This is a genomic window from Demequina flava, from assembly GCF_000975035.1.
Taxonomy (GTDB): domain Bacteria; phylum Actinomycetota; class Actinomycetes; order Actinomycetales; family Demequinaceae; genus Demequina; species Demequina flava.
Genome location: NZ_BBRA01000001.1, coordinates 1174626 through 1199257 on the forward strand (window position 1 = coordinate 1174626; position 24632 = coordinate 1199257).

The 24632-nt window shown below is 65.6% G+C and carries 16 protein-coding genes; 7 read left to right on the forward strand and 9 right to left on the reverse strand.

Going from position 1 to position 24632, the window contains the following annotated elements; genetic code table 11:
- Positions 1-9 precede the first annotated feature (9 nt).
- Positions 10-1248, forward strand: coding sequence for an AGE family epimerase/isomerase (locus AOP74_RS05535; protein WP_061961916.1), 1239 nt, complete (start codon positions 10-12; stop codon positions 1246-1248).
- Here the strand turns inward: AOP74_RS05535 and AOP74_RS05540 are convergent.
- The 3 genes from AOP74_RS05540 to AOP74_RS05550 all read right to left on the reverse strand — a co-directional run bounded on the left by AOP74_RS05540 (position 1233) and on the right by AOP74_RS05550 (position 2881).
- The gene (locus AOP74_RS05540) at positions 1233-1631 is read right to left on the reverse strand and encodes a YchJ family protein (RefSeq protein ID WP_160297457.1); all 399 of its coding nucleotides are present in this window, start codon (positions 1629-1631) and stop codon (positions 1233-1235) included. The two genes, AOP74_RS05535 and AOP74_RS05540, sit on opposite strands and share 16 nt — an antisense overlap.
- On the reverse strand, positions 1628-2266 hold the full coding sequence (locus AOP74_RS05545) for a hypothetical protein (RefSeq protein WP_061961332.1): 639 nt from the start codon (positions 2264-2266) through the stop codon (positions 1628-1630). Before AOP74_RS05545 ends, AOP74_RS05540 begins: the two co-directional genes overlap by 4 nt.
- Positions 2267-2347: 81 nt before the next feature.
- The gene (locus AOP74_RS05550; protein WP_061961333.1) at positions 2348-2881 is read right to left on the reverse strand and encodes a type 1 glutamine amidotransferase domain-containing protein; all 534 of its coding nucleotides are present in this window, start codon (positions 2879-2881) and stop codon (positions 2348-2350) included.
- Positions 2882-3011: 130 nt separating this feature from the next.
- Between AOP74_RS05550 and AOP74_RS05555 the strand changes: the two genes are divergently transcribed.
- Positions 3012-3446 (forward strand): RNA-binding S4 domain-containing protein, encoded by a 435-nt coding sequence (locus tag AOP74_RS05555; RefSeq protein ID WP_061961334.1) that lies wholly within the window; start codon positions 3012-3014, stop codon positions 3444-3446.
- Between the two features lie 3 nt (positions 3447-3449).
- Here the strand turns inward: AOP74_RS05555 and AOP74_RS05560 are convergent, their stop codons facing one another.
- The 6 genes from AOP74_RS05560 to AOP74_RS05585 form a co-directional block, all read right to left on the reverse strand.
- Positions 3450-5912, reverse strand: a complete 2463-nt coding sequence (locus AOP74_RS05560) for a glycogen/starch/alpha-glucan phosphorylase (protein ID WP_061961335.1) — start codon at positions 5910-5912, stop codon at positions 3450-3452.
- A gap of 121 nt (positions 5913-6033) precedes the next feature.
- Positions 6034-7278 carry a polysaccharide pyruvyl transferase family protein gene (locus AOP74_RS05565; protein WP_061961336.1) on the reverse strand — a complete coding sequence of 415 codons (1245 nt, stop codon included), beginning with the start codon at positions 7276-7278 and terminating at the stop codon, positions 6034-6036.
- Positions 7275-8288, reverse strand: coding sequence for a lysylphosphatidylglycerol synthase domain-containing protein (locus AOP74_RS05570; protein ID WP_061961337.1), 1014 nt, complete (start codon positions 8286-8288; stop codon positions 7275-7277). The genes AOP74_RS05565 and AOP74_RS05570 overlap by 4 nt, the downstream gene beginning before the upstream one ends.
- Positions 8272-9360, reverse strand: coding sequence for a nitroreductase family protein (locus AOP74_RS05575; RefSeq protein ID WP_061961338.1), 1089 nt, complete (start codon positions 9358-9360; stop codon positions 8272-8274). Before AOP74_RS05575 ends, AOP74_RS05570 begins: the two co-directional genes overlap by 17 nt.
- Positions 9357-10418 (reverse strand): glycosyltransferase, encoded by a 1062-nt coding sequence (locus AOP74_RS05580; protein ID WP_082096022.1) that lies wholly within the window; start codon positions 10416-10418, stop codon positions 9357-9359. Before AOP74_RS05580 ends, AOP74_RS05575 begins: the two co-directional genes overlap by 4 nt.
- A gap of 34 nt (positions 10419-10452) precedes the next feature.
- Positions 10453-10797 carry a hypothetical protein gene (locus AOP74_RS05585; protein ID WP_061961339.1) on the reverse strand — a complete coding sequence of 115 codons (345 nt, stop codon included), beginning with the start codon at positions 10795-10797 and terminating at the stop codon, positions 10453-10455.
- A gap of 155 nt (positions 10798-10952) precedes the next feature.
- Here AOP74_RS05585 and AOP74_RS05590 point away from each other — a divergent pair, with 155 nt between their 5' ends.
- The 5 genes from AOP74_RS05590 to AOP74_RS05610 all read left to right on the forward strand — a co-directional run bounded on the left by AOP74_RS05590 (position 10953) and on the right by AOP74_RS05610 (position 24629).
- Positions 10953-13262 (forward strand): 5'-nucleotidase C-terminal domain-containing protein, encoded by a 2310-nt coding sequence (locus AOP74_RS05590; RefSeq protein WP_061961340.1) that lies wholly within the window; start codon positions 10953-10955, stop codon positions 13260-13262.
- 161 nt (positions 13263-13423) lie between these two features.
- The gene (gcvP, locus tag AOP74_RS05595) at positions 13424-16288 is read left to right on the forward strand and encodes an aminomethyl-transferring glycine dehydrogenase (protein WP_061961341.1); all 2865 of its coding nucleotides are present in this window, start codon (positions 13424-13426) and stop codon (positions 16286-16288) included.
- A gap of 159 nt (positions 16289-16447) precedes the next feature.
- Complete coding sequence (locus tag AOP74_RS05600) at positions 16448-17560, forward strand: serine/threonine-protein kinase (protein ID WP_061961342.1); 1113 nt, start codon at positions 16448-16450, stop codon at positions 17558-17560.
- Positions 17561-17563: 3 nt separating this feature from the next.
- On the forward strand, positions 17564-23617 hold the full coding sequence (locus tag AOP74_RS05605) for an Ig-like domain-containing protein (protein ID WP_152649183.1): 6054 nt from the start codon (positions 17564-17566) through the stop codon (positions 23615-23617).
- 46 nt (positions 23618-23663) lie between these two features.
- A complete protein-coding gene (locus AOP74_RS05610; RefSeq protein ID WP_061961344.1) occupies positions 23664-24629 on the forward strand; it encodes an AAA family ATPase in 966 nt (321 codons plus the stop codon).
- Positions 24630-24632 lie beyond the last annotated feature (3 nt).

Genomic DNA, 24632 nt, shown 5'->3' on the forward strand with positions numbered 1-24632 from the left:
GCACCTGTGGTGACCCCATGGCCTGATAGTGCGTGGTGGCTTAGGCGTCAAGACGAACTGCTGTCGTTCGGGCGGAATTTCCCGATTGAGGTCGGCGCGGGCTATCTCGACGAACGCGGTGTTCCCATGCCGACTGAACCGCCTGGCACGACGGAACTGTATGTGACGTGCCGGATGACCTACGTGTACTCGTTGGCGCATCTGGCTGGCGATCAGCATGCATTGCCGCTTGTCGCGCATGGGTTGGCGTCTCTGACAGGTTCGCTCTACGACCACGAGTTTGGTGGCTGGCACGCAAAGGTGAGCCCTCAAGGACCCGTCATTTCGACGAAGGAAGCGTACGGACACGCCTTCGTGCTGCTCGCGACCGCATCTGCCTGCGCCACGGGCGTCCCCGAGGCCCGTCCGCTGTTGGATCAAGCCATCGCGGTGTTTGAACAGCACTTTTGGGACCACGAAAGTGGGATGGTCGTCGAGTCCTGGGACCGGACGTGGTCCGAGTGCGAGAACTACCGCGGAGTCAACGCGAACATGCATACGACGGAAGCGTTTTTTGCCGTCGCGCTTGCCACAGGGGATGACGTGTGGCGGCAACGCGCGCTCGGAATCCTTCGCAACGTCATCGCGTGGGCCTATGAGTTCAACGGCAGATTGCCCGAGCACTTCACTCCCCAATGGGAGCCCCAGCTCGACTACAACGAGGATTCACCGGCGCACCCATTTAGGCCGTACGGCGCGACAGTCGGCCACTGGTTCGAGTGGTCCCGTCTCGCGGTGCAGGCGTACACCAGCGAACTTCTTGGAGGTCGTGGCGCGGAGTCGCAGTGGCTCCTCGACGGAGCGCAGTATCTCTACGATGCTGCGGTCCGGGACGGCTGGGCCGTTGATGGTGCGCCGGGGTTCGTGTACACGGTTGACTTTGGAGGTCGCCCAGTCGTGCGACAGCGAATGCACTGGGTTGCTGCCGAGGCCGTCGGTGCAGCCGCGGCGCTACGTATCGCCACCGACGACCCCCGTTTCGCCTCAGACGAGACCACCTGGTGGGGCTACATCGATGAGTACATGATCGACGGCTCCGGCTCGTGGATTCATGAACTCGACGCCAGGAACGTCCCCGCGGGAACGGTGTGGCCGGGCAAGCCCGACCTCTATCACGCAGTCCAAGCCACGATGGTTCCCCGGCTTCCGCTGTGGCCACCGCTCGCCTTCGCCCTGCGCGACAGCGCCCCGCCTCAACCCCCGAACTGACTCCCCTCGAGGTAGACCCACTCGCCGTCCACCCGCACAAAGGTGCTGGTCTCGTGCAGGCTCGCGGGGTTCCCGGCCCCATCCTCATAGTGAGCCGAGAATGTCACGACGCCTTCAGCATCGGCCGGACCGCCGTCCTCCGTTGAGGTCACGTCCAGCCCCCGCCACTGCGGAGCGGACAGGTCGCCAAGCTTTTCCGGCGCCGGGCGAGTATCCGGGTGCCACGTGCGCAGCACATAGGCCGGGTCGCGGCGCACATGCGCGGTGTAGCGCGAGCGCATGAGTTGCTCGGCGGTGTCGGGGAACCGTTCGCCGCGCAGAAAGGGACGGCAACACTCAGCAAACGAGGCCCCTGAACCACAGGGGCACGGCAACGAACTCACGCGGCCACCTCGCGCACCCAACGGTCACCGTTTCTCACAAACCCCACCTTCTCCAAGTACGTGGTGTCGAGGCCCTCTCCGTGGGGCATCTCGACACGGCTGAAGCCAGCATCGGCCAGAACCGAGGACTCACGGTAGACGAACTCCCCCGGGCTGAAGTCGCGGAAGCGCTCTTTCACCCAGTCCAGGTCAATGCGCCCCACGCCGTCGCCGGCATCGGTTAGAGAGACCACGCCGATCGCCTCATCGCCGTTGACCAGCATGAAGACCGTGCGCTTTTCGTCATCGAGAGGCAGCGCGTGGAAGTCCGAGCGTTGCTTGGTGATGTCCTCCGCGTGGACGCCAAGTAGGTGCTGAAGGTAGGTGTCATCGGGCTGGACTGGAAGCGCGCGGTACACCGTGGCGTCGTCGCGCTCGCGGTACAGGCGGCGGAGCCAGTAGGCGTCGATGATCGTGATCGCGAGGTTCATGAACGCGAACGGCCACACCTCGATCAGCCCGTTGTAGATCGTCGCGATGAATGCGCCGATGAAGTTCATCCACCGGAATTTGAGAACCCGTGCCTGCATCAGCGAGGCAACGATGAGGATCGAGCCGACCCATCCGAAGATTTCCAGGACTGTTTGCGTCGTCATTGATCAAGGCTACGTCCCACAGCCCCCTGCGCGCGCGCCTGACCGGGCGGCAGTTGCGTGCCGCCCGGCCAGGTGAGGTGGTTACGCGGCGGCCTTGACCACGGCGCCGGAGAAGGCGTCGAGGTCGTCGGGGTTGCGCGAGGTGAGGAGCGTCCAGCCGTGGGCTGGGCACTCCGCGAGCTCTTCATCGACCCACGTGGCGCCCGCATTGCGCAGGTCGGTCTCGAGCGAGGGGTAGGACGTCATGGTCTTGCCCTCGGTCAGTTCGGCCTCGGCGAGGAGCCATGGGCCGTGACAGATCGACGCGATGGTCTTTCCGTCGCGCGCGAACGTCTGTGCGAGCGACACGGCCGACTCATCGGTGCGGAGGGTGTCGGCGTTGATGGTGCCGCCGGGGACGACGAGAACGTCGTAGTCGGCGGGGTCCACGTCAGCGAGAGAGACGTTGGGATCCACGGTCTGGCCGGGGTCCTTGTCGCTAACCAGAGTCTGAATGGGGTCCGCGTTGGGCGCGGCCACCGTGACGGGAACTCCGGCCTCCTTGAGAGCCGTGAGCGGTGCGAGCAACTCGTCCTGCTCAACACCGTAGTTCGTGGTGATGACTAGCGCGGTCATGTCCTGCTCCTTCCGTCGTGACTTGCACAGCGGCGGCGGCACCGCCCCAGGTCTACGTCAACGGGGTGCGGCCGCTCAGACATTCCCGTGAATGGCAGATGGACGCTTGAGGCGGCCTACCCTGGTGCGCATGACTCCCGCACCCGAACGCACCACGGTGAGGGCCGATGCCTGGGTATGGGCCGTGCGGTTAGCCAAGACTCGGTCGCAGGCCACGTCCGCATGCAAGGCGGGGCACGTGCGCATCAACGGAGACAAGGCGAAGCCCGCGACGCCGGTGCGCATAGGTGACCGCGTCGAGGTGACGCTCGTGCACCCCAACGGCCCGGCTCAGCTCAAGAAGGTCGAAGTGCGCCAACTCTTGCTTAAGCGTGTGGGCGCGGCGGTGGCTCAGGCTGCCTATATCGATCACAGCCCGCCGCCACCGCCCAAGGCCGAGCGCCCCGCAGCGATCGGAGTGCGCGATCGCGGCGCGGGGCGGCCTACGAAGAAGGAGCGGCGACAGTTGGACAAACTGCGCGGCCGGGCAGAGGCCAAGGAGAGGCGTGCCCGGCACGACAGGTGAGGCTTACGCCCGCCAGATGCGCTGCAGGTAGTCGCGGATCGAGCGGTCAGAGCTGAAGTAGCCCGTGCGCGCGGTGTTGAGAATCGCGGAGCGGGTCCAGCCATCCTCGTCGGCATACGCGGCCTCGACGCGAGCCTGAGCGTCCACATACGAGCGGAAGTCGGCCAGGGCCATGAAGCGGTCGCGCTCAATCAGGCTGGCAACGATGGACGACACGAAGCCGCCGGTCTCGCCATCCGTGAAGCGACCCGACGCGATGAGGTCGAGCGCGTTGCGTAGGTCCTCGTCCTCGGCGTAGTACTTCTCAGGCGAGTATCCGGATGCCTGGAGGGCGGCAACGGCCGGCTCGTCCATGCCGAACAGGAAGAAGTTGTCATCGCCCACGAGTTCGCGGATCTCGACATTCGCGCCGTCATCGGTACCGATCGTCAGCGCACCGTTGAGGGCGAACTTCATGTTGCCGGTTCCGGAGGCTTCCTTTCCTGCAAGCGAGATTTGCTCGGACAGGTCCGATGCTGGGATCAGTTTTTCTGCCAACGTCACGTTGTAGTTGGCAGGGAAGACCACCTTGAGCCGGCCCTGGAGGGCGGGGTCGTTGTTGATCGTCGCCCCTACGTGGTTAATCAGCGCGATGGTTTCCTTGGCGCGCACATAGCCGGGAGCGGCCTTGGCGCCAAACACGAAGGTGCGCGGCGTCACATCCTCGATTGCGACCTTGTCCGTCGTGATGCGCTCGTACAGCGACACGATGTGCAGGAGCTTGAGGGACTGACGCTTGTACTCGTGCAGGCGCTTGACCATCGCGTCGATCATGCCGTCCTGGGCGATCTCGAGGCCGTCGCGGGCGCGCAGGGTGTCTGCGAATCGACCGCGGTTGGCCTTCTTGATCGCGGCGTAGGCGCGGCGGAACTCGGCGTCGTCAGCCAGCGGCTCCAACTCGCGCAGGCGGTCCAGGTCGTCGACCCATCCCTCGCCGATCGCGGCGGTGATCAGGCCGGACAGACCGGGGTTAGCCAGAGCCACAAAGCGACGCGGCGTCACGCCGTTGGTGACGTTGGTGAACTTGTCCGGGTACATGTCCGCGAAGTCGCTGAGCACCTTGTCGGCGAGGAGCTGCGAGTGCAGCGCCGCGACACCGTTGACCTTGAAGGCGGCGACGGTAGCGAGGAACGCCATGCGCACGGCGCGCACGGGCTCTTCCTGAATGATCGACATGTGGCGCACGCGCAGCGGCTCGTGAGGGAACTGCTCGCGCACCTGGGCGAGGAAGTCGTCGTTGATCCGGTAAATGATCTCGAGGTGCCGCGGAAGGAGGCGTCCCAGCAGCTCCACAGGCCACACTTCGAGGGCCTCGGGCAGCAAGGTGTGGCAGGTGTAGGCGAAGGTCTTCTGGGTCAGGGCCCAGGCGTCGGCCCACTCCCAGCCGCGCTCATCGACGAGGATGCGCATCAGCTCAGGCACCGCGATGACGGGGTGCGTGTCGTTGAGCTGGAACGTGATGCGGTTCGGCAGCTCGGCCAGGTCCGTGCCCTCGGGCAGAACGTGGTCGATGTAGTCGCGCAGCGAGCACGCGACAAAGAAGTACTGCTGCTGCAGGCGCAGTTCCTTGCCCTGAGGGGTGGAGTCCTCGGGGTAGAGCACCTGGGAGATGGTCTCGGCGCGAGTCTGGGCGCGGACCGCGTCCTCAAAGTCGCCGGAGTTGAAGATCTTCAGGTCGAAGGACTGCGTGGCGCGTGCGCTCCACAGACGCAGCGTGTTGACGCGACCGTTGCGGTATCCGGGAACCATGTAGGTGTACGGCAAGCCGACCACGTGCGAACCGGGAACCCAGCGACGGCGCTCGCGGCCAGCATCGTCCGTATAGCCCTCAACGGTGCCGCCAAAGCCAATCTCGACCTCCATCTCGGGGTGGGGCATCTCCCACGGCGAGCCAAGGTGCAGCCAGTTGTCGGCGTGCTCGACTTGGTGGCCATCCTCAAAGGTCTGCTTGAAGATGCCGTGCTCGTAGCGGATGCCGTAGCCGATCGACGGGACGTTCTCGGTGGCCATCGAGTCGATGAAGCACGCCGCGAGACGACCCAGGCCGCCGTTGCCCAGTCCGGGCTCCACCTCAACCTCACGCAAGACGTCGAGGTCCAGGCCCAAACCCTGCATCGATTCGCGAGCCAGACCCTCGAGGTCCTCTGTCAGCAGGTTGTTGTCGAGCTGGCGGCCCATCAAGTACTCGGCAGAAAGGTAGGCGACCCCCTTCTCGCCCCCCGGCTTGTCCTTCTCAAGCGTGGCGAGCCAGTCCGTCGTCAGGTACGCACGCACGGTGCGCGCCAGAGCCTGGTACTGATCGTTCAGCGACGATCGCTCAAGAGAAATGCCCTGGGTAAAGGTGAGTTCGCGCAGGAACTCCCGAGTGAAGGACTCGACGGAGCGCTCGCGCGCAGCGATGCTGGGGGTGACATCTGACGTGTTCACAGGAGGTACCTCGGTGAATCGGGGACTTGAGGTGCAAGTCCGTTCACCCCCCAAGTTAACGCCTCCCACAATCTCCCGCCGGCGCCTGTAGTCCCAGGTTCATGGCCTGGTGACGTGACGTTTACCTCACTGCGCTCGTCTGAACGTCGCCCTTCGCGGCCGCCTCAATCACATCGAGCTGTGCGAGTGCGGTCTCCTTGACGCCTGGAAGGCGGTCGGCGATCGCCTCCCGGATGGCGCCGGAGGTCCCGTCGAGCTCCGCGACCCGGGCCCGGAAGGCGGGCAGATCAAGGTCCGATGCTGCGGTCGCCCAGTCAGCAAGCCCAAACATGTCGAGCACTTCGCGGTACTTGTGCGACCAGCCCAGGACGAGCGTCGGCACGCCCATCGCGAGCGAGGAGACCATCGCGTGGAAGCGGGACGCGACAAAGAGGTCGCAGCGGCCGATGAGGCTACGCAGCACCTGGCTGGACAACTCGCCATCCGGGAAGAACACCTTCTCGGGGGACTTCACCCGTGCCAGGATCGCGCGGCATACGGGCAAGTCGTTGTTGTGGAGCTTGTCGTCGCTGCGGCGAGTTGAGTGAGCCACCAGGTAGACCGGGCGACCCATCTCCTCGGTGATGATGTCGATCTGGGCCGCGACCTCGCCCACGTAGTCCTCGCCGCGAGCCTCAGCGGCTGCGCGCAACACCTGCGAGGGCGAGATGCCCACCACGTTGCTGGAGTCAAAGAATGACCCGGCCACGGCATCGGCCGTATCCACGTCGTCCTGCGTCACGTCCAGGGTGAACGCGAGGTCGGCGCCGGCGGTCGTGTTTGTCAGGCCAAGGAGGTCGAGGTGTTCCTGAGTCTTGGCGCCACGGGAGACGATCGCGGCCATCTTGGGCAGGAAGGTGGTGGCGGCCCATCGGTTGATGCGCCCCTCGAAGGGACCCAGCGCCTGGGCGCATTTCACGACGGGGGTTTTTAGGTTGAGGGCCGGCAGGACCGAGGCCACGTTGTAGATCAGGTACTTCTCGCGGCCGTCAACGAAGGTGATGCCGCCTTGGTCCAGGAGGACGTCGGCATCGGCGATCGCGCCAACCTCGGGCACCCATGAACGGATCTTCTCTCGCAGGAACGGTGCGAACCGCCATGCCAACGCGCCGGAGTTGATCAGCACGCCGAGGTGGAGCGGCGAGGCGTCCATGACGGTGACGTTCTCGTAAGGGTTGAGTTCATCGTCGGTGCGCGGATACATGCTGAGGTGCGTGATCTCCACGTCGGGGTGGCGCTCGGTGAGGTGCGTCACGGCGCTTTCCAGCATGGCGGCGGCGCCCTTGTTGCCCGCAAACGCGGATCCGATGATGGCGACGGACTTCATGATGACTCCTTGGGGGCGTGATGGCCGATCGACAGTAGGCCGTAGATGGCGGCGATGATGATGTCGGCAAAGGTGGCGAGAACGCGGGCGATGAGTGCGACGAGGATCGCCATCTCGGTGCCGAGGTATGGAGCGGCGAACAGGACGAACACGGACTCGCGCACACCCAGGCCGGACGGGACAAAGACGGCCATGATCCCGACCGCGCCTGCGAGCGCGTAAGCGGCCGCGAGTGGAATCCATGAGCTGGGGGCGGCGTCTGCGAGAGCGACCGCGATCACCACGACCCCGACTCCGTTGATGACGCGGGGAAGCAGGAACGCGAGTTGGTAGCGCAGGGCGCTGCCGGTGGTGAGCAGGGCCGATGCTGGCACGGCTCGACCGAGGGTGCGTTTGCCCAGGACTGTGAGGACTTTGCTGAGGATGGCGGGGTGCATCGCGAGCGCGAGGGGCACCATCGCGGCGACAGCGATCCAGACGGTGGCGCTGACGGCTGTGTCGCCTCCGCGTGCCAGGAGCAGAATCAGGATGGTGGGGACGGTCGAGCCTAGGAGTAGGAAGGCGTTCTCGTAGACGACCGACAGCAGAATCTTGAGCCGTGACAGTCCGCGTGCCTTGCCCCAGACCACCTTCGACATCACAAAGCCGACCTGGCCCGGGATGTACTTCAGGAGCCATGCACGGTTGTGAGCGCGGATGGATTCCTTGAGGCCGATGCGCTCGTGGGTGAGGGTGTGGACGAGCCTGCCCCACAGTGCGCCGGATACGGCGACGGCGAGGACGAACAGGAGCGTGGCTCCGGCCGCCCACCAGCCGAGTGAGAGGTCTTGCTCCTGGAGCGAGTCCCAGTTCTCGGCAAGGGTGGTGCCAAAGAACCACGCCACGGCGCCGATGACGGCAATGGCGATGACGGGGCGCCACCATGGTCGCCGTCTGCGCGACTGCGTGGGCTCCGCCCCTGGCGCGGGGGACGCCGCAGCCGCGCCGGATTCGCTAGCGCTCGAGTCCATGGAAGGTGCGCAGGTTGGCGATGTCCTTCTTCTGCGAATATGCGACCAGGGCATCCGGGTCTGGGTAGCCGACCGCGAGCAACATGATCACGCGCTGGTGAGGCTTGAGGCTGAGGGTCTTCGCCATCTTGGCCTCGAGGGGCTCAAAGTCGGGCCAGTTGATGACTGACGACGACAGCCCCAGCGTTTCTAGAGCGTAGATAAAGCCCATGGTCGCCAGTGAGGCGTCGATGTAGGGCACGTGACGGTCGCGGGGCGAGAAGTAGTTCGACAGGTCGCCCTTGACGACGATGAGCGTCGGGATCTGGTGGGAGTAACCAGCCGCGCCGAACGGAATGCCGGCAACCTGCTTCACCTGCTCGGGTTCGTCGAAAACCTCGAACTCGTATGGCAGGCGGTTGCAGGCGGAGGGTGATTGGCGGGCGACGAGGAGGGCCTTGTCGATCAGTTCGCGCGGCACCGGCTTGTCTTCGAACCAGCGGATCGAGCGGCGTGACTGCGCCAGTTCGAGGACCTGGTCGTAGGTGATGTCAGTGCGCTTGAGCATCCGCTGGGGGTACGGGTGCACGTCCGACGGCGTGCCGTGGGGTGGAAGCCCGTTGAAGCGGGCGCGGGCGCGGGCAATCCCCTCGTCGCCATCGGTGACGATTGAGAAGTACTCCGCGAGGACATCGTGCGCCCACTGCATCTCGCCCGCGTCCATGTTGCTGAAGCTCGCCGGGCGCGCGGCGGCGGCCTCGTAAAACTCCACCGTCTCTTCAATGTAGTCGCGTGCAAACACGTCGCGACGGGGCTGCATGAGGATGCCCTTTTCGAGGCGGTGAACGTTGCGCCGCAGCTCGACGTGATTCGCGCGGTGGCGGCCAAGGTTGCGGTAGTAGCCGCGACGGCCGGACAGCACGGCCCATTGCTCGCGGTTAAAAGTCATGAACCCCGGCAGTGAGTAGAGGGTCGCGCCCACGCGGCTAGAGCCTGCGGCCTCCAGCACTGCGCGGTTGGCGGTGTTGTACGTCTTGCGAATGGTGGGATTGGCGAGCGCGTTCTTCGCGAAGCGCTTCAGCGTGCCGATCATCTGTGCTCCTTGGCCGGGGCTCGGGCGGGTGATGGCGCGGACGGCACCGCCGTCGGTGTGGGGGCCGTGGGAGCGGACCGCGCAGACGTTGCCGACTGTGCCGCGACGCTTGCCGGATGGGCTGGGCCAAAGTGCTGCACCTTGAGGTGCTCGAGCGCCTGCTCCTGGATCGTGCGATTGGTGCGCATGAGGTCAGAGAGGACCCCCAAAGCGAACGACAGAAACGCCCCGACCAGGAGCACCGTGCCCAGCAGCAGTGACTGGTAGTGATTGCCGCTGTCGCCAATGAGTCTCAGGATGAGGAACCGGACAAACGGAATCAAGCCCGCGACCAACAGCACGGTGCCGAGCGAAGCGAAGATTGTCCACGGCCTGAACATCACGAACGACCGCATGATCGCTTGAGCAGACTTCAGCATGTGCTCGAAGCTGTTCTTGAACAGGCGGGACTCTCGCGTCTTGGGGTTGGTGTCGACGGGAATGGACACGATCGCGAGGCGCTTGTTGCCCGCCTGAATAATTGTCTCCATGCAATAGCTGAAGCGCGTCACGATGTTGAGGCGATACAGCGAGTACCGGGAGTAGGCGCGAAAGCCGGATGCGGCATCGGGCAGGTCCGTTCCGGCGGCCTTGTTGACTACCCACGAGCCAAAGCGTTGCATCGACTTCTTAAATGCGGAGAAGTGCTCGATCTTGTGGGTCTGTCGGTCGCCCATGACGATTTCCGCATCGCCGCGCAGGATGGGCGCGACCAGGTCGCCGATGCGCTCTTGCGGGTATTGATTGTCGCCATCGGTATTGACCACGATGTCCGCGCCGTGGGCGAGCGCGTAGTCGACGCCGTCGCGGAACGACTGTGCGAGACCCATGGGACGGGCATGCCGGAGCACGTGAGCACCGTGTTCACGGGCGATGTCGCCGGTGCGGTCGGTGGATCCGTCATCGATGACGAGGAGCTCGATCTCGTCGATTCCCTCAATGCTTGTGGGGATTGATTCCAGGACGACGGCCAGCGTCGCCTCCTCATTGAGGCACGGCACCTGGACAACTAGCTTCATGGTGGTCAAGCGTAGTGACGCGGGGACATCTCGACTACGACTGGTCGTTCTCGCTTGACTGGCGGGCCTGCTGAGCCTCGCTCCATTTGTCCCGCACGACCTCGATCAAGCCCGGCCCCCACCGGTCCCAGGCAGTCTTGAGCAGCCCGGCCGCGACACCAAAGACGATGCCCCCGACGCCGGCACCCGCGAGCTCGCCCGCCATCATGTGGTCACCGAGGGGGTCCGCGAAGGTTGCTCCCCACCAGTGTGCGCCTGCAGGGCCGCCGATGGCTCCAGCGATAGCTGCGATCAGCAGTCCCGGATTGACAGTGGGATGCACGCGGGAGGCGGTGGTGCCCAGCATGATGCCGACGGCGATGAGCGCCATGGTTTCCATGCTCAACCTCCCCTGTCGACGCCCTTATCTTCGCATACCCGCGTAGGTGTCGATTCGGAAACGAGAGCGCCAATCTTTGGTCCCCAGCCTGCGTCTGAGCCGGTTTGCCTCTAACGTCGAAGCGGGTGACCAAACCCGGACAATAAGGAGAAAACATGACACAGCTCACACGAGTGGGGTGGGGATCAGCAGCTGCGCTTGGCGCGCTTGCGGTCACCGCCGTCGCGGCTCCTGCCGCGGCTGATGTGACGGAGCCTGACACGGGCGCGACCGTCCAAATCCTTGGTACCAATGACTTCCACGGGCGCATCCTGCCCGATGCCTTCGGAGGCAGCGCCGGCGCTGCGTCGTTGGCAGGGGCGGTGCAGACGCTAGAAGCTGACTACCCCGACAGCTCGGTCTTCGTGGCCGCGGGGGACTTGGTCGGAGCTTCGACATTTGAGTCGTTCATCGCTCAGGACCAGCCGACCATCGACGCCCTCAACGCTGCGGGCCTCGACGTGTCAGCGGTCGGTAACCACGAGTTTGACACTGGTTATGAAGACTTGACCGACCGCATCATGGTTGAAGCGGAGTGGGAGTACCTGGGTGCGAACGTGCGACTCCTCAATGGTGACCCCGCACTTCCCGAGACGTGGATGCAGACCTTCGGCGAGGGCGACGACGCCGTCGACATCGGCTTCATTGGTGCTGTCACGGATGAGACGCCGTCGTTGGTGACACCGGAGGGAGTGGAGCACCTTCACTTCGAAACGGAGCACGTGGCCGCGAATCGCTCGGCCGAGGTTCTCGAGAATGAGGGAGCCGAACTCATTGTGCTCCTCGTCCACGAGGGTGCTCCCACGACGTCCTACGCAGACGCTGTCGACACGTCCAACGACTTTGGTGAGATGTTGAGCGAACTGGACCCCAGCATCGACGCTGTGGTGTCCGGCCACACCCACCTCGCGTACGACCACCGCGTGCCCGTCCCTGAATGGGAGTCGGAGGGCCGCACGGTCACCGAACGCCCCGTCGTCTCGGCCGGTCAGTACGGCATGAACCTCAACCGCCTCCTCTTCTCGTTCGACGCCGACGGCAACGTGGCTGGCCTCGACACCAGCATCATCGACCTCTGGGAAGACGGCGCGGACGCCCCGGCCTACCCAGAAGACCCCGCCGTGGCGGACATGGTCGCGGAGGCCGTCGCAGAGGCCGACGAGCTCGGCGCAGTGGAACTCGGCACGCTCGACGACCCGCTCTACCGTGCTCGCCTTGCCGACTCCGACCCGGGCTCATCGCGCGGCGCGGAGTCCACGCTCGGCAACTCGGTCGCGGACGTCCAGCTGTGGGCGACTCAGGAGCTTGAAACCGAGATCGCCTTCATGAACCCCGGCGGTCTGCGTGCAGACTTGCTCGGTGCAGCGCAGGGCGACCGTTCGGATTACCCCTCCACGGTGACTTACAAGGAAGCCGCTCAGGTCCAGCCCTTCGCCAACACCTTGGTCACGATGACTCTCACCGGCGATCAGATTGCACAGGTCCTTGAGGAGCAGTGGCAGCCCGAGGGCTCGTCGCGACCGTTCCTGCGCCTGGGCACCTCGGCCGGCTTCGAGTACACCTATGACCCCGAGGCTCCTGCGGGCGAGCGCATCCTGTCGATGTGGCTGGATGGCGAGCAGATCACGGCAGACGGCGAATACACCGTTGTCGCGAACTCCTTCCTCGCCGCGGGCGGCGATAACTTCGCCACTCTCGCTCAGGGCAGCAACGTCACCGACTCCGGGCGTATCGACCTGCAGGCCATGGTCGACTACCTCGAGGAGTTCGGCTCGCTGAGCGCGGACTACCGTCAGCATGCCGTCTCGGTGTCAGGACTGCCCGATTCGCTGGTTGTCGGCGAGAACGTCAGCTTCGATGTCGGCTCGCTGCTGATGACGGACCCTGACGGGGTCACCGATAAGAAGGTCGCGGTGGAGATCGCAGGCAAGAGCCGTGGGGCCGATGCTGTGGTCAACGAGATCTCGGCCGAGCCATACGACGAGCACGGCACGGCGAACATCACCTTCAAGGTGCCGACCGCGGCCAAGGGAGATTCGGTCATCACGTTGACCGGAAAGCAGACCGGTACAACGGTCCGCATCCCCGTCACGGTCGATGCCAAGCCCCGTTGCGTTGTTGACTACGAGGTCCACGGCGAGTGGCCCGGTGGCTTCATCGCTCAGGTCACCGTTGAGAACACGTCGAACAAGGACGTGGACGGCTGGAACGTGGGTTGGACCTTCACCGGCGATGAGTCGGTGCGTCAACTGTGGAACGGCGAGGTCAGCGAGGACGGCTCGACCGTCTCGGTTGCCAACCCGCACTGGGACACGGTCCTCGAAGCAGGCACGTCCGCGACCTTCGGGTTCCTGGGCAACACTGCGGATGGAGCGCAGACCCCTGAGGCGCTGACGCTCAACGGTGACAGCTGCCTGACCAACTAACACCCACCACTGGCGCCAACAGGCAGCGCCAGAACGGATTGCGACACCCCGGCGCGTCGCCCCATTGGTTTTCAATGGAGCGGCGCGCCGGGCCTGTCTGTGGGTCAAAGCATGAGGAAAAGGGCCGCGGACGCGGGGCGGCATCGGCACTGGGCGGGCCGATGCGACACAATGGGCCCGTGACTGCGTTTGCTGACCGACACATTGGCCCCTCCGACGGTTCTGTAGAGGACATGCTCTACGCCGTCGGCCAACCGTCGCTGACCACGATGGCAGAGGCGGCGGTGCCCGAGTCGATCCGTCAGGACGACGTGCTGGTGCTGCCCGAGCCGCTCACCGAAAACGAGACTCTGCACGCATTGCAGGGTTTCGCGCAGCGCAACAAGGTCAACATTCAGATGATTGGCCAGGGCTACTCGGACACCATCACGCCCATGGTGATCCGCCGCAACGTGCTGGAGAACCCCGCCTGGTACACGGCGTACACGCCGTATCAGGCGGAGATCTCGCAGGGCCGTCTCGAGGCCATGCTGAACTTCCAGACCATGATCGCGGACCTCACCGCACTGCCGATTGCCGGCGCGAGCCTGCTGGACGAGGCCACCGCCGTGTCGGAAGCAATGCTGCTGATGCGCCGCGCCGTCAAGGGCCGCGAGGACGGCGTGATGGTCCTCGACTCCGAGTGCCTGCCGCAAACCATCGCTGTCGTTGAAGCCCACGCGGAGGCGCTCGGACTGCGCCTAGAGATCCAGGACATTGATGCACAGTGGACCGCTCCGAGCGACCTGATCGGACTTGTGCTCCAGCAGCCCGGCAACACAGGCGTGCTGCGTGAGATTCAGAACGTGGTCGCTTCCGCGCATGACGCGGGCGGTCTCGTCACCGTCGCGGCGGACCTGCTGTCGCTGACCATGATCAAGGCTCCGGGCGAGATCGGCGCGGATATCGCGGTCGGCTCAGCGCAGCGCTTTGGTGTGCCGTTGTTCTTTGGCGGCCCCCACGCCGCGTTCATTTCCGTGCGCGAGGGCCTGCAGCGTCAGCTTCCGGGTCGCCTTGTGGGCGTCAGCGTCGATGCCGACGGACGATCCGCCTACCGCCTCACGCTCCAGACGCGCGAGCAGCACATTCGCCGCGACCGCGCGACGTCCAACATCTGCACCGCGCAGGCGCTGCTGGCCGTGATCTCTGGCTTTTACGCGATCCACCACGGCCCGGAGGGTCTGAGGGAGATCGCGACAACCGTCCACAACACAGCCGTGACGTTGGCCGATGCGCTGACAGCCGCCGGCGTCGAGGTGGTGCACGAGCACTTCTTCGACACCGTGGTGGTGCGGGTCCGCGGTGGAGCCGACTCCGTGGTGGCGCGCGCCGCCGCAGAAGGCATCAACATCCGCCGGGTGGATGCTGACAACGTCGGCATTGCCTGCGACGAGGTCACGAGCCTCGACATCCTTGATTCGCTGGTGGAGGCCGTCACTGCGCAGCAGCGCCACGGTGTCTACAGCGCGCCCCGCGTTGCGATCCCGATGTCTTTGCGCCGCAGCAGCGACTACCTCACGCACCCGATCTTCCACGAGCACCGCTCCGAGACCTCGCTCATGCGCTACATGCGACGTCTCGCCGACCGCGACCTCAGCCTCGACCGCACCATGATCCCGCTGGGCTCGTGCACGATGAAGCTCAACGCCGCAGTGGAGATGGCCCCGATTTCGTGGCCGGGCTTTGCGCGCATTCACCCCTTCGCCCCGTCGGACCAGACGGCCGGATACCGCGACATGATCGCCCAGCTCGAAGGATGGCTTGCCGATATCACCGGCTATGCGGCCGTGTCCGTGCAGCCCAACTCGGGTGCCCAGGGCGAGTATGCGGGCCTGCTGGCCATCCGCTCCTACCACCGTGACAACGGAGGTGCGGCTCGGGACGTGTGCCTGATCCCAGCATCGGCCCATGGCACTAACGCCGCCTCGGCGGTCCTTGCTGGCTTGCGCGTCGTGGTGGTTGCTACCGCGAATGACGGCGGGGTCGACCTCGATGACCTGGGTGCCAAGATCGCAGCCCACGAGGGTGAGATCGCCTGCATGATGATCACCTACCCCTCCACGCATGGCGTCTACGAGGAGCAGGTCAGCGAGGTCTGCGCCGCGGTTCACGACGCAGGCGGTCAGGTGTACATCGACGGCGCCAACCTCAACGCGCTCGTGGGGCTCGCGAAGCCCGGACGCTTCGGCGGCGACGTCTCGCACCTGAACCTGCACAAGACCTTCTGCATCCCGCACGGCGGTGGCGGCCCGGGCGTGGGTCCCGTCGCAGTGGCCGAGCACTTGGTGCCGTACTTGCCGGCGCTGCGTCAGACGATTCAGCGTCCCGCTGAGCTGGCACGTCGCGGGGCACCCGTGTCTGCGGCGCCCTTCGGTTCTGCTGGAATCCTGCCTATTACCTGGGCGTACATCGCGCTCATGGGCCACGAGGGACTCGGCCGCGCCACCAAGGTGGCCGTACTCGCCGCGAACTACGTTGCCAAGCGCCTTGAGGACGACTTCCCGGTGCTCTATCGCGGTGCCAACGGGCTTGTCGCCCACGAGTGCATCCTCGACGTGCGCCCGCTCACCAAGACCAGTGGCGTGACCGCAGAGGACATCGCCAAGCGCCTCATCGACTTCGGGATCCACGCACCCACGATGGCGTTCCCGGTCCCCGGCACGCTCATGGTGGAGCCCACCGAGAGCGAGAACCTGCGCGAGCTTGACCGCTTTGTGGACGCGATGAAGGCCATCCGCGAAGAGATCGCCCAGATCGAGCGCGGTGAGATTGCCGTTGAGGATTCTGCGTTGCGTCACGCTCCCCACACGGTCGATGCCGTGGTCTCGGATTCCTGGGACCGCGCCTACGGCCGTGAACAGGCCGCGTTCCCCGTGCCGGGACTGCGCCAGGACAAGTACTTCCCGCCGGTGTCACGCATCGACAACGCCCATGGCGACCGCAACCTGGTGTGCTCCTGCCCACCGCTGGACGAGTACGAGGACTGACCCCAGCATCGGCCCTCCACGCCCCACGCGTGCAATGAATCACACGTGCGCGTGAATGCTGGCGCTCTCAGATCGGTCGGTTAAAGTGGCCCAGGTTCCCACTGAGGTCGCAGGCTGAAGACTGCCTGCGCAGGCCGTGACGGGAGGGGGGCACGACTCATGGCGCAAAGGCAGGCCCTGAAGCCACCCGTGTTGCCCGGGTTCACGTATGTGCGCCCGCTCGGCTCCGGCGGCTTTTCCGATGTGTTCCTCTTCCAGCAGGACATGCCGCGCAGGCTCGTGGCCGTCAAGGTGCTCCTGAGCAAAGTTGAGGACCAGGCGGCCGCCCTTGCGCTCGCTGCGGAGGCCGACGTCATGGCGCGCCTGAGCGCCCACCCCAGCATTCTCACGGTCTACCAGGCAGGTGTCTCCGCAGACGGTCGCCCCTACTTGGTGTCCGAGTACTGCCCGGCATCGCTCACGAACCGCTATCGGCACGAGGCGCTCCCGGTCGCGGAGGTGCTGTCGATCGGCATCAAGATCGCCTCCGCGGTGGAGACCGCGCACCGCGCCGGGCTCCTCCACCGGGATATCAAGCCGTCAAACATCCTGCTGACCTCTTTTGGGCAACCTGTTCTGTCTGACTTCGGTGTGGCCTCCGCGCTCGAACACGGCGAGGACGACGTCATCGCGATGTCGCCGCCGTGGAGTGCCCCGGAGATCGTCGACCACAGGACATCGGGCACCGTGGCGACGGAAGTGTGGGCGCTCGCGGCGACTGTGTATACGTTGCTCGCGCAGCACAGCCCGTTCGACATCCCTGGTCAACGGCGCGATGACGCTCAGCTGACGTCGCGTATCAAGAAGGCGCGCTACACCGATATCGAGCGCGCGGACGTCCCCGATGCCCTTCAGCGCGCACTCGAAGGGGGAATGCGCAAGGTTCCCGGGGACCGCTATCCCTCCGCGCAGGCGTTCGGGCAGGCGCTCCAACAGGTTGAGAGGGAGATGGGCGTTCCTGTCTCTGCGCTCGAGACCCCCAGCGATGAGTGGGCCCAGTCCGCCGCCGAACTGCCTTCTGCTGCCGATGCGCGCCAGCCCGTGCGGTCGACGGTGCCCGTGGATTCTCCGCGTCGCCGCCGTGAAGGCACAACGGGGACCGGGGCGGGCACCGCCACTCAGCGTGAGCGCAAGGCTTCCAAGGTGGGACGCAGCATCGTCGTCGGCGTGGCTGTGGCGGGTGCCGCCGTCGTGGGGGTCACTGTTGCCGTGGTGTTGATGGTGGGCGGTTAGCCGATGAGTGCCGTGGACTCTGAGGTGGGGCGAGCCACAGCCGCGCGGTGGCGTACTGCCAGGCGCATTGGCGTCGGGGTTCTCGTGGCCGTGGTGGGCGTTGGAGCCTTCCTCGCGCCCGGTTTTGACGAAAGAGAAGTGACCCCGGACAGCCCTGCGGTGTGGGCGCTCCAGACGTCATCGGGCCAGCGCATGGCGCGCGTGAACACGTCCGTCGCGGAACTCGACACCGTGAAGGCCGTGGCCTCTCCCAGCGACATCGTGCAGGCCGACGACACGCTGCTGGTCTTCACGAACAACCTCGGCTCCGTCACGACGATGAGCGCCGCCGCTCCGCACGACATCTCCGCCGAGGCGCCTCAGGGAACCGTGGGAACGCCGGCCGGAACTGACGTCGTGGTGAACTCCGGCGATTACGTCGCGTACCTGACTGATGCCGGAGAGATCTTCGCGGGGGCTGTGTCCGTAGGTACTGCCACCACGCCCGCACAACTCGACCCCTTCGCAGACGTCGAGGTGGAAGAGGGCGAGGAAAGGCCCCAATTTAGGGCCGATGCTGTGGCCGTGTCGCCGACAGGGGCGGTGGCTGCGTACTCCGCGGAGCGGGGCGCAATGCTGACGTCGGAGTCGGTGACAGGCGCGGGACTGCGAACGAGCGCACTACCCGAGGGGCCTGAGGGCGACGAATTGCAGGTTGCGTGGGTCGGTCCGCGCTGGGTGCTTCTTGACCAGGAGAGCGCGCTGGTCTGGATGAGCGACCTTGACGAGCCGGTGGCTTCCGGCGCCGCCGAGGGTGCTGTCTTGCAGCGCTCGAGCGGTACCGCAGACTCCGTCGTGATCGCCGATGAGTTTGGCCTCGTCACTGTCGCACTGGATGGATCGGTGACCGAGCGCGTGCATGGGTCCGCCGACTCCCTCGCGCTCGGCGTCGCGGCGCGGCCGATGGAAGATCCTTCTGCTGGCGGCATGGTGGCGGCGTGGCTACCCGAGGGCGCGGGCCCGGGAGCTTTGTGGCGAGAAGGTCAGTCGCCGTCCGAGCTTGATTTTGCTGGGCAGACGCTAGGAGATCGCGTTGTGCCGACGTTGCGGTCCAACGGCGCGCGCCTGATCTTGAATGAGGGGCGCTCGGGCTGGGTGTGGGATACGCGCACTGGGTTACTCATCTCGTCTTCGCAGCGCTGGGAAGACGACACCGTGGTGCAAGCGGCTGACGAGGACCGCGACGTTGCAATTGAGGTGACCGAGCCGCGTCCGCCTGTCGCCGTGGCGGACTCCTTCGGGGTACGCGCGGGGCGCCATATTGCATTGCCGGTTCTGCTCAACGACCACGACCCGAATGAGGACGTGCTGGCGGTTGACCCGGAGTCGGTGCAGGGGATGGACGACAGCTTTGGCACCGTGACAGTTGCGGACGATGCGCAGACGATCGTGGTGAGCGTCGCGCCGGAGGCGACGGGGACGGCCACCTTCACCTATGCGATCACCGACGGCACTACAAGCGACGGCCTGCTGTCAGACCCCGCCAGCGTGACGGTGACCGTGCACGACGCATCGGAGAACTCTCCGCCCGTGTGGTGCGGTGTCGACGACTGCCAGCTGGAGTGGCCGGCTCCGCAGGTGGCGCCGGGCGGGACCGTGACCGTTGATGCGCTCACAGGCTGGGTGGACCCCGATGGTGACCCCGTCTACTTGGCCTCCGCAGCATCGGCGTCCAGCGTGGGCGTTGTGGCCGGGGCCCCCGACGGGACCGTGGTCTTTCAGCACACTGATGCGTCGTCAACGGACACCGGAGCCGTCCCGATCGACGTGGTGGTCTCCGACACCCATGGCGCCACAGAGTCTAAGGACCTCCCCGTCGCCGTGGTGAGCGAGACCGAGATGCGTGTCACGGATGCCACCACGACGGTGACTGCGGGCGTGACGGCCAGCGTGTCACTTGCTGACCACGTGACCGGCGCTCGCGCACCCGTCTCAGTGACCGAGGCATCGGTCGGTCCAGACCACGACGCGCAGGTGGCGCCGTCTCAGGGCGATGCGGGCTTCACGTTCACGGCGGACGACCCGGGCAGCTATCTCGTAGAGCTCCTTGTGAGCGACGGGATGTCCGAGGCGCGCGGAACGGCCCGCATCACCGTCATCGACGAGGGCGACGAACAACTATCGACGGTGCCACTGACCGCGTTTGTGCGCTCCAAGGAAGACGTCACGATCGACGTCTTGGACGCAGTGACCAATCCGCGCCGATCCGTCTTGCTCCTGTCCGACCTACGGACGGATGTGGCCGATGGTGCGCAGTTGTCAGCGGACATCGTTGGCCACGCGGCGCTGCGCCTGAGCGGAGATACGTCAGACGGGCAGCCCGGCACGCTGGGAACGGTGCAGTACACCGTGTCCGACGGCACCGGCAGGCCCGCGGGCACCACCACGGGTGAGGTCACCGTGGTCCTCCTCGGAACGGACGTGCCGACCGCGCCGCTGGTTGTCGACGACGCTGTGACAGTGCGAGCCGGTACGCAGGCGGACATTCCGGCGCTCGACAATGACGTCGCGCCCGCCGGTAACGTCATTGCACTCGACGCGGCATCGGTGTCGCTCGGCGAGGGCGGCGGACTCGCATTCCCGGCCGGATCCGTTGTGCGCTACTTGGCTCCCGATGTGCCGGGTACCTATGACATCGACTACGCGTCCTACGTGCTGGGTTTCCCCACGCAGGCGGACACGGCGACAATCCGGGTGACCGTGACGGCCGGCGACACGAATGCTGCCCCGTTGCCCGAGCCGATGCGCGGTCGCGTGGCGTCTGGGCAGGAAGTGCGCTTGCCGTTTGATGATGCGGGAATCGACCCTGACGGGGACGCCGTCTCGCTCGCGGCGATTGAGACGCAGCCGGTCTCGGGCTCGGCCCGCGTGTCCTCTGACGGCCGCTCGTTGGTCTACACCTCAGAGAGCGGGTTCGCGGGACAGGCCTCGTTCACCTTCACCGTAGAAGACGCTCGTGGGGCGACGGCCGTCGGGACGGCCACCATCGGCGTGCTCGACTCTCAGTTGGACCCCCGCCCCGTGACCTACACCGACTACGTGCAGGCGCAGGTGGGCGAGGACCGCCGTGTGGTGATCACGCCCGCGTCGAACGATCAGGACTTGGGTGGCGGGGAGCTGGCGCTCGTCAGTGTGGCGCCGGATGCGGAACCGGGGTCCGCCGAGTTCGCTGCGCTCGAGGAGCGCTTGATCGACGTCGATGACGGCCGGGTGACGCTGTCCGTTGGGACAGAGCCCGGCACTAGTGCCTACGTCTACACCGTGGAGAACGAGTCCGGATCGACCTCGATTGGCCGGATCATCCTCAAGTCGGTGCGCGAACCCATCGCGGATGTGCCCATTGTGAGCGACACGATCCTCACGTCCGAGACCCGCGAGACCTTCGCAAGCGGTGTTGACGTCCTGACCGACAAGGTGGCGTGGGGCGCGGGCGACGCGAGTGATCTCTCCGTCGCGCTGTGGGGCGATGCTGGAGGAAATGCGGTCGACGGGTGGCAGATCTCGGGTTCACTCCCGGACGATTCGCTCCTTGTCCCCTTCCAAGTCAGCGGACTGAATTTCGCCCAGGAGGAAGTCGTCTCCTATGGGTTCCTGCGCGTTCCCGGCGATGAGGAGATCCGCGTCGCTCTGCGCGAAGGCTTCCAGGCACCGCAGGTGAACGAAGAGGAGTCCGTCACGTTCGACATACGTGACCTCATCGCTCTCCCACCTGAGACGCCATTCACGATCGACGCAGACGCGATCGCAGCGAGCGGACAGCGCGCCGAAGGCGTGTGTGTGAGTGCAGGCGCAACGGAGGTTCGGTACGACGCCGGAGAGGGCGAGCCGTACACGGACACGTGCCGCGTCCCCGTCCTCGTTGAGGGGCTGGACGAGGCTGTCCTCCTGCCAGTGCCAATTGTCGTCGTCCCCAATGCTCCTCAACCGATTCTCACCGGCGCCGCGCTGGAGATCTCGCCCGGACAGACGTCCCAGTTCAACCTTGCTGACATGGTGACCTGGCCCCCGGGCGCACCGGGTCGTCCGGTCAGCGTTGCGATGAACTACGTGGGCGAGCAATTCACCGTTGAGCGCGCGGGCGACACCATCACTGTGACGGCCGCCGACTCCGCACAACCCGGCAGTGCCGACGCCGTCACGGTCACCTTGCCCGATGAGCAAGAGATCGCTCCCGTGACGTTGACGCTCACGGTGGGTCCAGCTCCGTCGGCTTTGCCGAAGGGCGCGTCTGTCGTCAAGCAATGCTCGCAAGCTGACGGTAGCTCGTGCACTATCGAGGTCATCGGGGGATCCGGTGAGGTCAATCCGCTACCTGGAACCCCGCTGGAGCTGGAGTCCGTCAACGCGGCGGGCACCTGCACTGGCGTGACGTTCTCGAAGGCATCGGAGACGTCGATCCGTGCCTCGTGGACCGGTTCGACGTCGGGCACTGTGTGTGACGCGACCTTCGTGGTGGTCGACGCCCAGGGCCGCCAGAGCTCGGGAGACCGCGCGGGCCAGATCAGCCTCGACCTCCAGGGCTTCCCCGCGGGGCCGGCCTCAATCTCCCAGGCGGCCTACGGCGATGGCTCGGTGACCTTGTCCGTTGACCCAGGTGCAGCATCGTCCGCATACCCGGCGATCACGGGGTTCACCATCACGTCCGGCGGCTCCGAAGTCACGACGTGTTCCGCTCAGGGCGCCTGTGGCGAGATCACGGGCCTATCCAACGGCCAGAAGGCCCAGTACACGGCGGTCGCGCGCAACGACGTGGGGGCGTCGAAGTCCTCCGCGACAACGACTGCCTGGTCATACGCACCTCCAACACGTCCCGCGCTGGTGTCGTCAACACCGTCGAAGGCGGGCACGGAGGGACTGCGAGCTGACCTCGTATTCCAAGTGAACGATCCGTCCACGCGTCAGTTGGTTCTCACCAGCGCCAGTGGCGAAGAGCGCGTGCACACCGTGTCGGGTCGTGGACAGCAGACGGTCAATAACTACCTCGTTGGGTCAAACGCGCCAACGACCGTGACGGTCACGCCGGTGACGGCGCATGAACTTCCGCCCGTCGGGTCAGGGATTGCACAGGGGGAGTCGCTATCGGTCAGCGCCAATGGAGTTGGCGGTCCGCGCGTGTCTGACGTGACATGGAAGGCGAGCACCGACGGTGCACGCGTCACGTTCAGCGGCAGCGTGGCAAGTGCCGGGGCGGGCTCTCAGACATGGGTCGGAGTGGCCCTGGAGGGCGAACGTTGCAGCACGTCCGTACAGTCGTCCGGTGGTTCCATGGCAGTCACGGTCGAGGTCGACGCCAACCGTTTGTACGACTACGTGGTGTGCGCGGAGAGCCAGTGGGAAGGTGAGACCTACGGCACCTCGACAACGCAGGTCGACGGTGTGTACACCTTCGAAGAGCCGAGTCCGCCTCAGGTTGGCGGCTACGGCATCGACAACACGTGTGAGCCGGCGCAGCGGTCGTTTGAGTGCGAAACGGGTTGGGACGCCCCCTCCGTGTCGAGCAGTCCGAGTGGGTTCCAGACCCGCTATATCTACGACGGCGATCGCTCCAACGTGCTGCGGGACTTCACACTGAACAAGAGCTTTGGGCGCACGCCCGACATCGCAGCCGTGTACTGCCCGACCTTCCTTGGGGCAGACGCGCCGTGCAACGGGCCCGCGACCCCGATTCCCGCGGCCGATTCCTCCCGCGCCTATCCGGTGGCCGTTGAGTTCACTCACTGTTCCGCCCTAGCGGGTACGACATCCGTCGAGATCTCTGGCGGCGGTGCCAATGCCACGGTCGTCGAACAGTGGTGGCAGGCAGGCTCTGGAAGCCAGCAAGCCGTCGAGCCATGGGAGCGCCGATACGCCTCTGTGAGGGTGTCATTCTCGGGCCCGCTGAGCGGGATCACGCCTTGGGAATCTGGCCGACTTCCGTGCAGCGAGATTCCACTGCCGCCCAACCCGACGCCCACGCCCACTCCAACAACGTCACCCACGACACCAGCGCCCGATCCCAACGCAGGCGCGGGAAGTTGACCATGGCCCCTCGACCTTCCGCCTTCGCCACACCCAAGGAGCACCCATGACTGTTACCGACGAGCAAGTGCAATGGTTCGCCGCGTCCTTTTCCTCGCTGTGCGACAACGTGGAGCGCGCGGTGTTGGGCAAACGACACGTGGTGGAACTCGCCTTTACCGCGATGATCTCCGAGGGTCACCTGCTCCTCGAGGACGTGCCCGGCACGGGCAAGACGTCCTTGGCCCGCGCCCTCGCCCAAACGGTCCGTGGCAGCTCGAGCCGCATCCAGTTCACGCCGGACCTGCTCCCCGGCGATGTCACCGGTATCACCGTGTTCGACCAAAAGCAGGGCAGCTTTGAGTTCCACGCGGGCCCCATCTTTGCGAACGTGGTGCTCGCAGATGAGATCAACCGTGCCTCCCCCAAGACACAGTCCGCGCTGCTTGAGGTCATGGAGGAAGGGTCCGTCACGGTTGACGGCGTGACGCGTGAAGCCGGGTCTCCGTTCATGGTCGTGGCGACCCAAAACCCGGTCGAGCAAGCGGGAACCTACGCGCTCCCCGAAGCCCAGCTGGACCGCTTCATGATGCGTACGTCGCTGGGCTACCCGGACCACGGTGCGACATTGCAGATCCTGGATGCGGGTCGGCCAGTGAAGGTCACGGTGCCCCAGATCGCCGAACTCCAGACGATCAGCGCCATGACGGCCTTGTCGCGGGAGGTCCACACCAGCCCGCTCATCCTGGATTACATCGCGAGGATTGTGGACGCGACGCGGTCGGCGACTCAGGTGCGGCTTGGAGTGTCGATGCGCGGCGCTATCTCGCTGTCTCGGGTCGCACGGACGTGGGCGCTTGCCCGCGGCCGCACGTACGTCACCCCGGACGACGTCAAGGAACTGGCCGAGCCGGTCCTGGCGCACCGACTGATTCTGGACCCCGAGGCTGAGTTCGATGGCGTGACAGCCACCGCAGTCATTGGCCAGATTCTTCTCGACACCCCTCCCCCGTCTCAGCAGGACCTTCAGTAGTCC

What these genes read in the sequence shown, in the direction of transcription:
- AOP74_RS05600 (WP_061961342.1), top strand. Translation starts at nt 16,448, where the DNA reads ATGGCGCAAAGGCAGGCCCTGAAGCCACCCGTGTTGCCCGGGTTCACG.
- AOP74_RS05575 (WP_061961338.1), bottom strand. Translation starts at nt 9,360, where the DNA reads ATGATCGGCACGCTGAAGCGCTTCGCGAAGAACGCGCTCGCCAATCCC.
- AOP74_RS05590 (WP_061961340.1), top strand. Translation starts at nt 10,953, where the DNA reads ATGACACAGCTCACACGAGTGGGGTGGGGATCAGCAGCTGCGCTTGGC.
- AOP74_RS05580 (WP_082096022.1), bottom strand. Translation starts at nt 10,418, where the DNA reads ATGAAGCTAGTTGTCCAGGTGCCGTGCCTCAATGAGGAGGCGACGCTG.
- AOP74_RS05550 (WP_061961333.1), bottom strand. Translation starts at nt 2,881, where the DNA reads ATGACCGCGCTAGTCATCACCACGAACTACGGTGTTGAGCAGGACGAG.
- AOP74_RS05565 (WP_061961336.1), bottom strand. Translation starts at nt 7,278, where the DNA reads ATGAAGTCCGTCGCCATCATCGGATCCGCGTTTGCGGGCAACAAGGGC.
- AOP74_RS05585 (WP_061961339.1), bottom strand. Translation starts at nt 10,797, where the DNA reads ATGGAAACCATGGCGCTCATCGCCGTCGGCATCATGCTGGGCACCACC.
- AOP74_RS05570 (WP_061961337.1), bottom strand. Translation starts at nt 8,288, where the DNA reads ATGGACTCGAGCGCTAGCGAATCCGGCGCGGCTGCGGCGTCCCCCGCG.
- AOP74_RS05610 (WP_061961344.1), top strand. Translation starts at nt 23,664, where the DNA reads ATGACTGTTACCGACGAGCAAGTGCAATGGTTCGCCGCGTCCTTTTCC.
- AOP74_RS05545 (WP_061961332.1), bottom strand. Translation starts at nt 2,266, where the DNA reads ATGACGACGCAAACAGTCCTGGAAATCTTCGGATGGGTCGGCTCGATC.
- gcvP (WP_061961341.1), top strand. Translation starts at nt 13,424, where the DNA reads ATGCGACACAATGGGCCCGTGACTGCGTTTGCTGACCGACACATTGGC.
- AOP74_RS05555 (WP_061961334.1), top strand. Translation starts at nt 3,012, where the DNA reads ATGACTCCCGCACCCGAACGCACCACGGTGAGGGCCGATGCCTGGGTA.
- AOP74_RS05605 (WP_152649183.1), top strand. Translation starts at nt 17,564, where the DNA reads ATGAGTGCCGTGGACTCTGAGGTGGGGCGAGCCACAGCCGCGCGGTGG.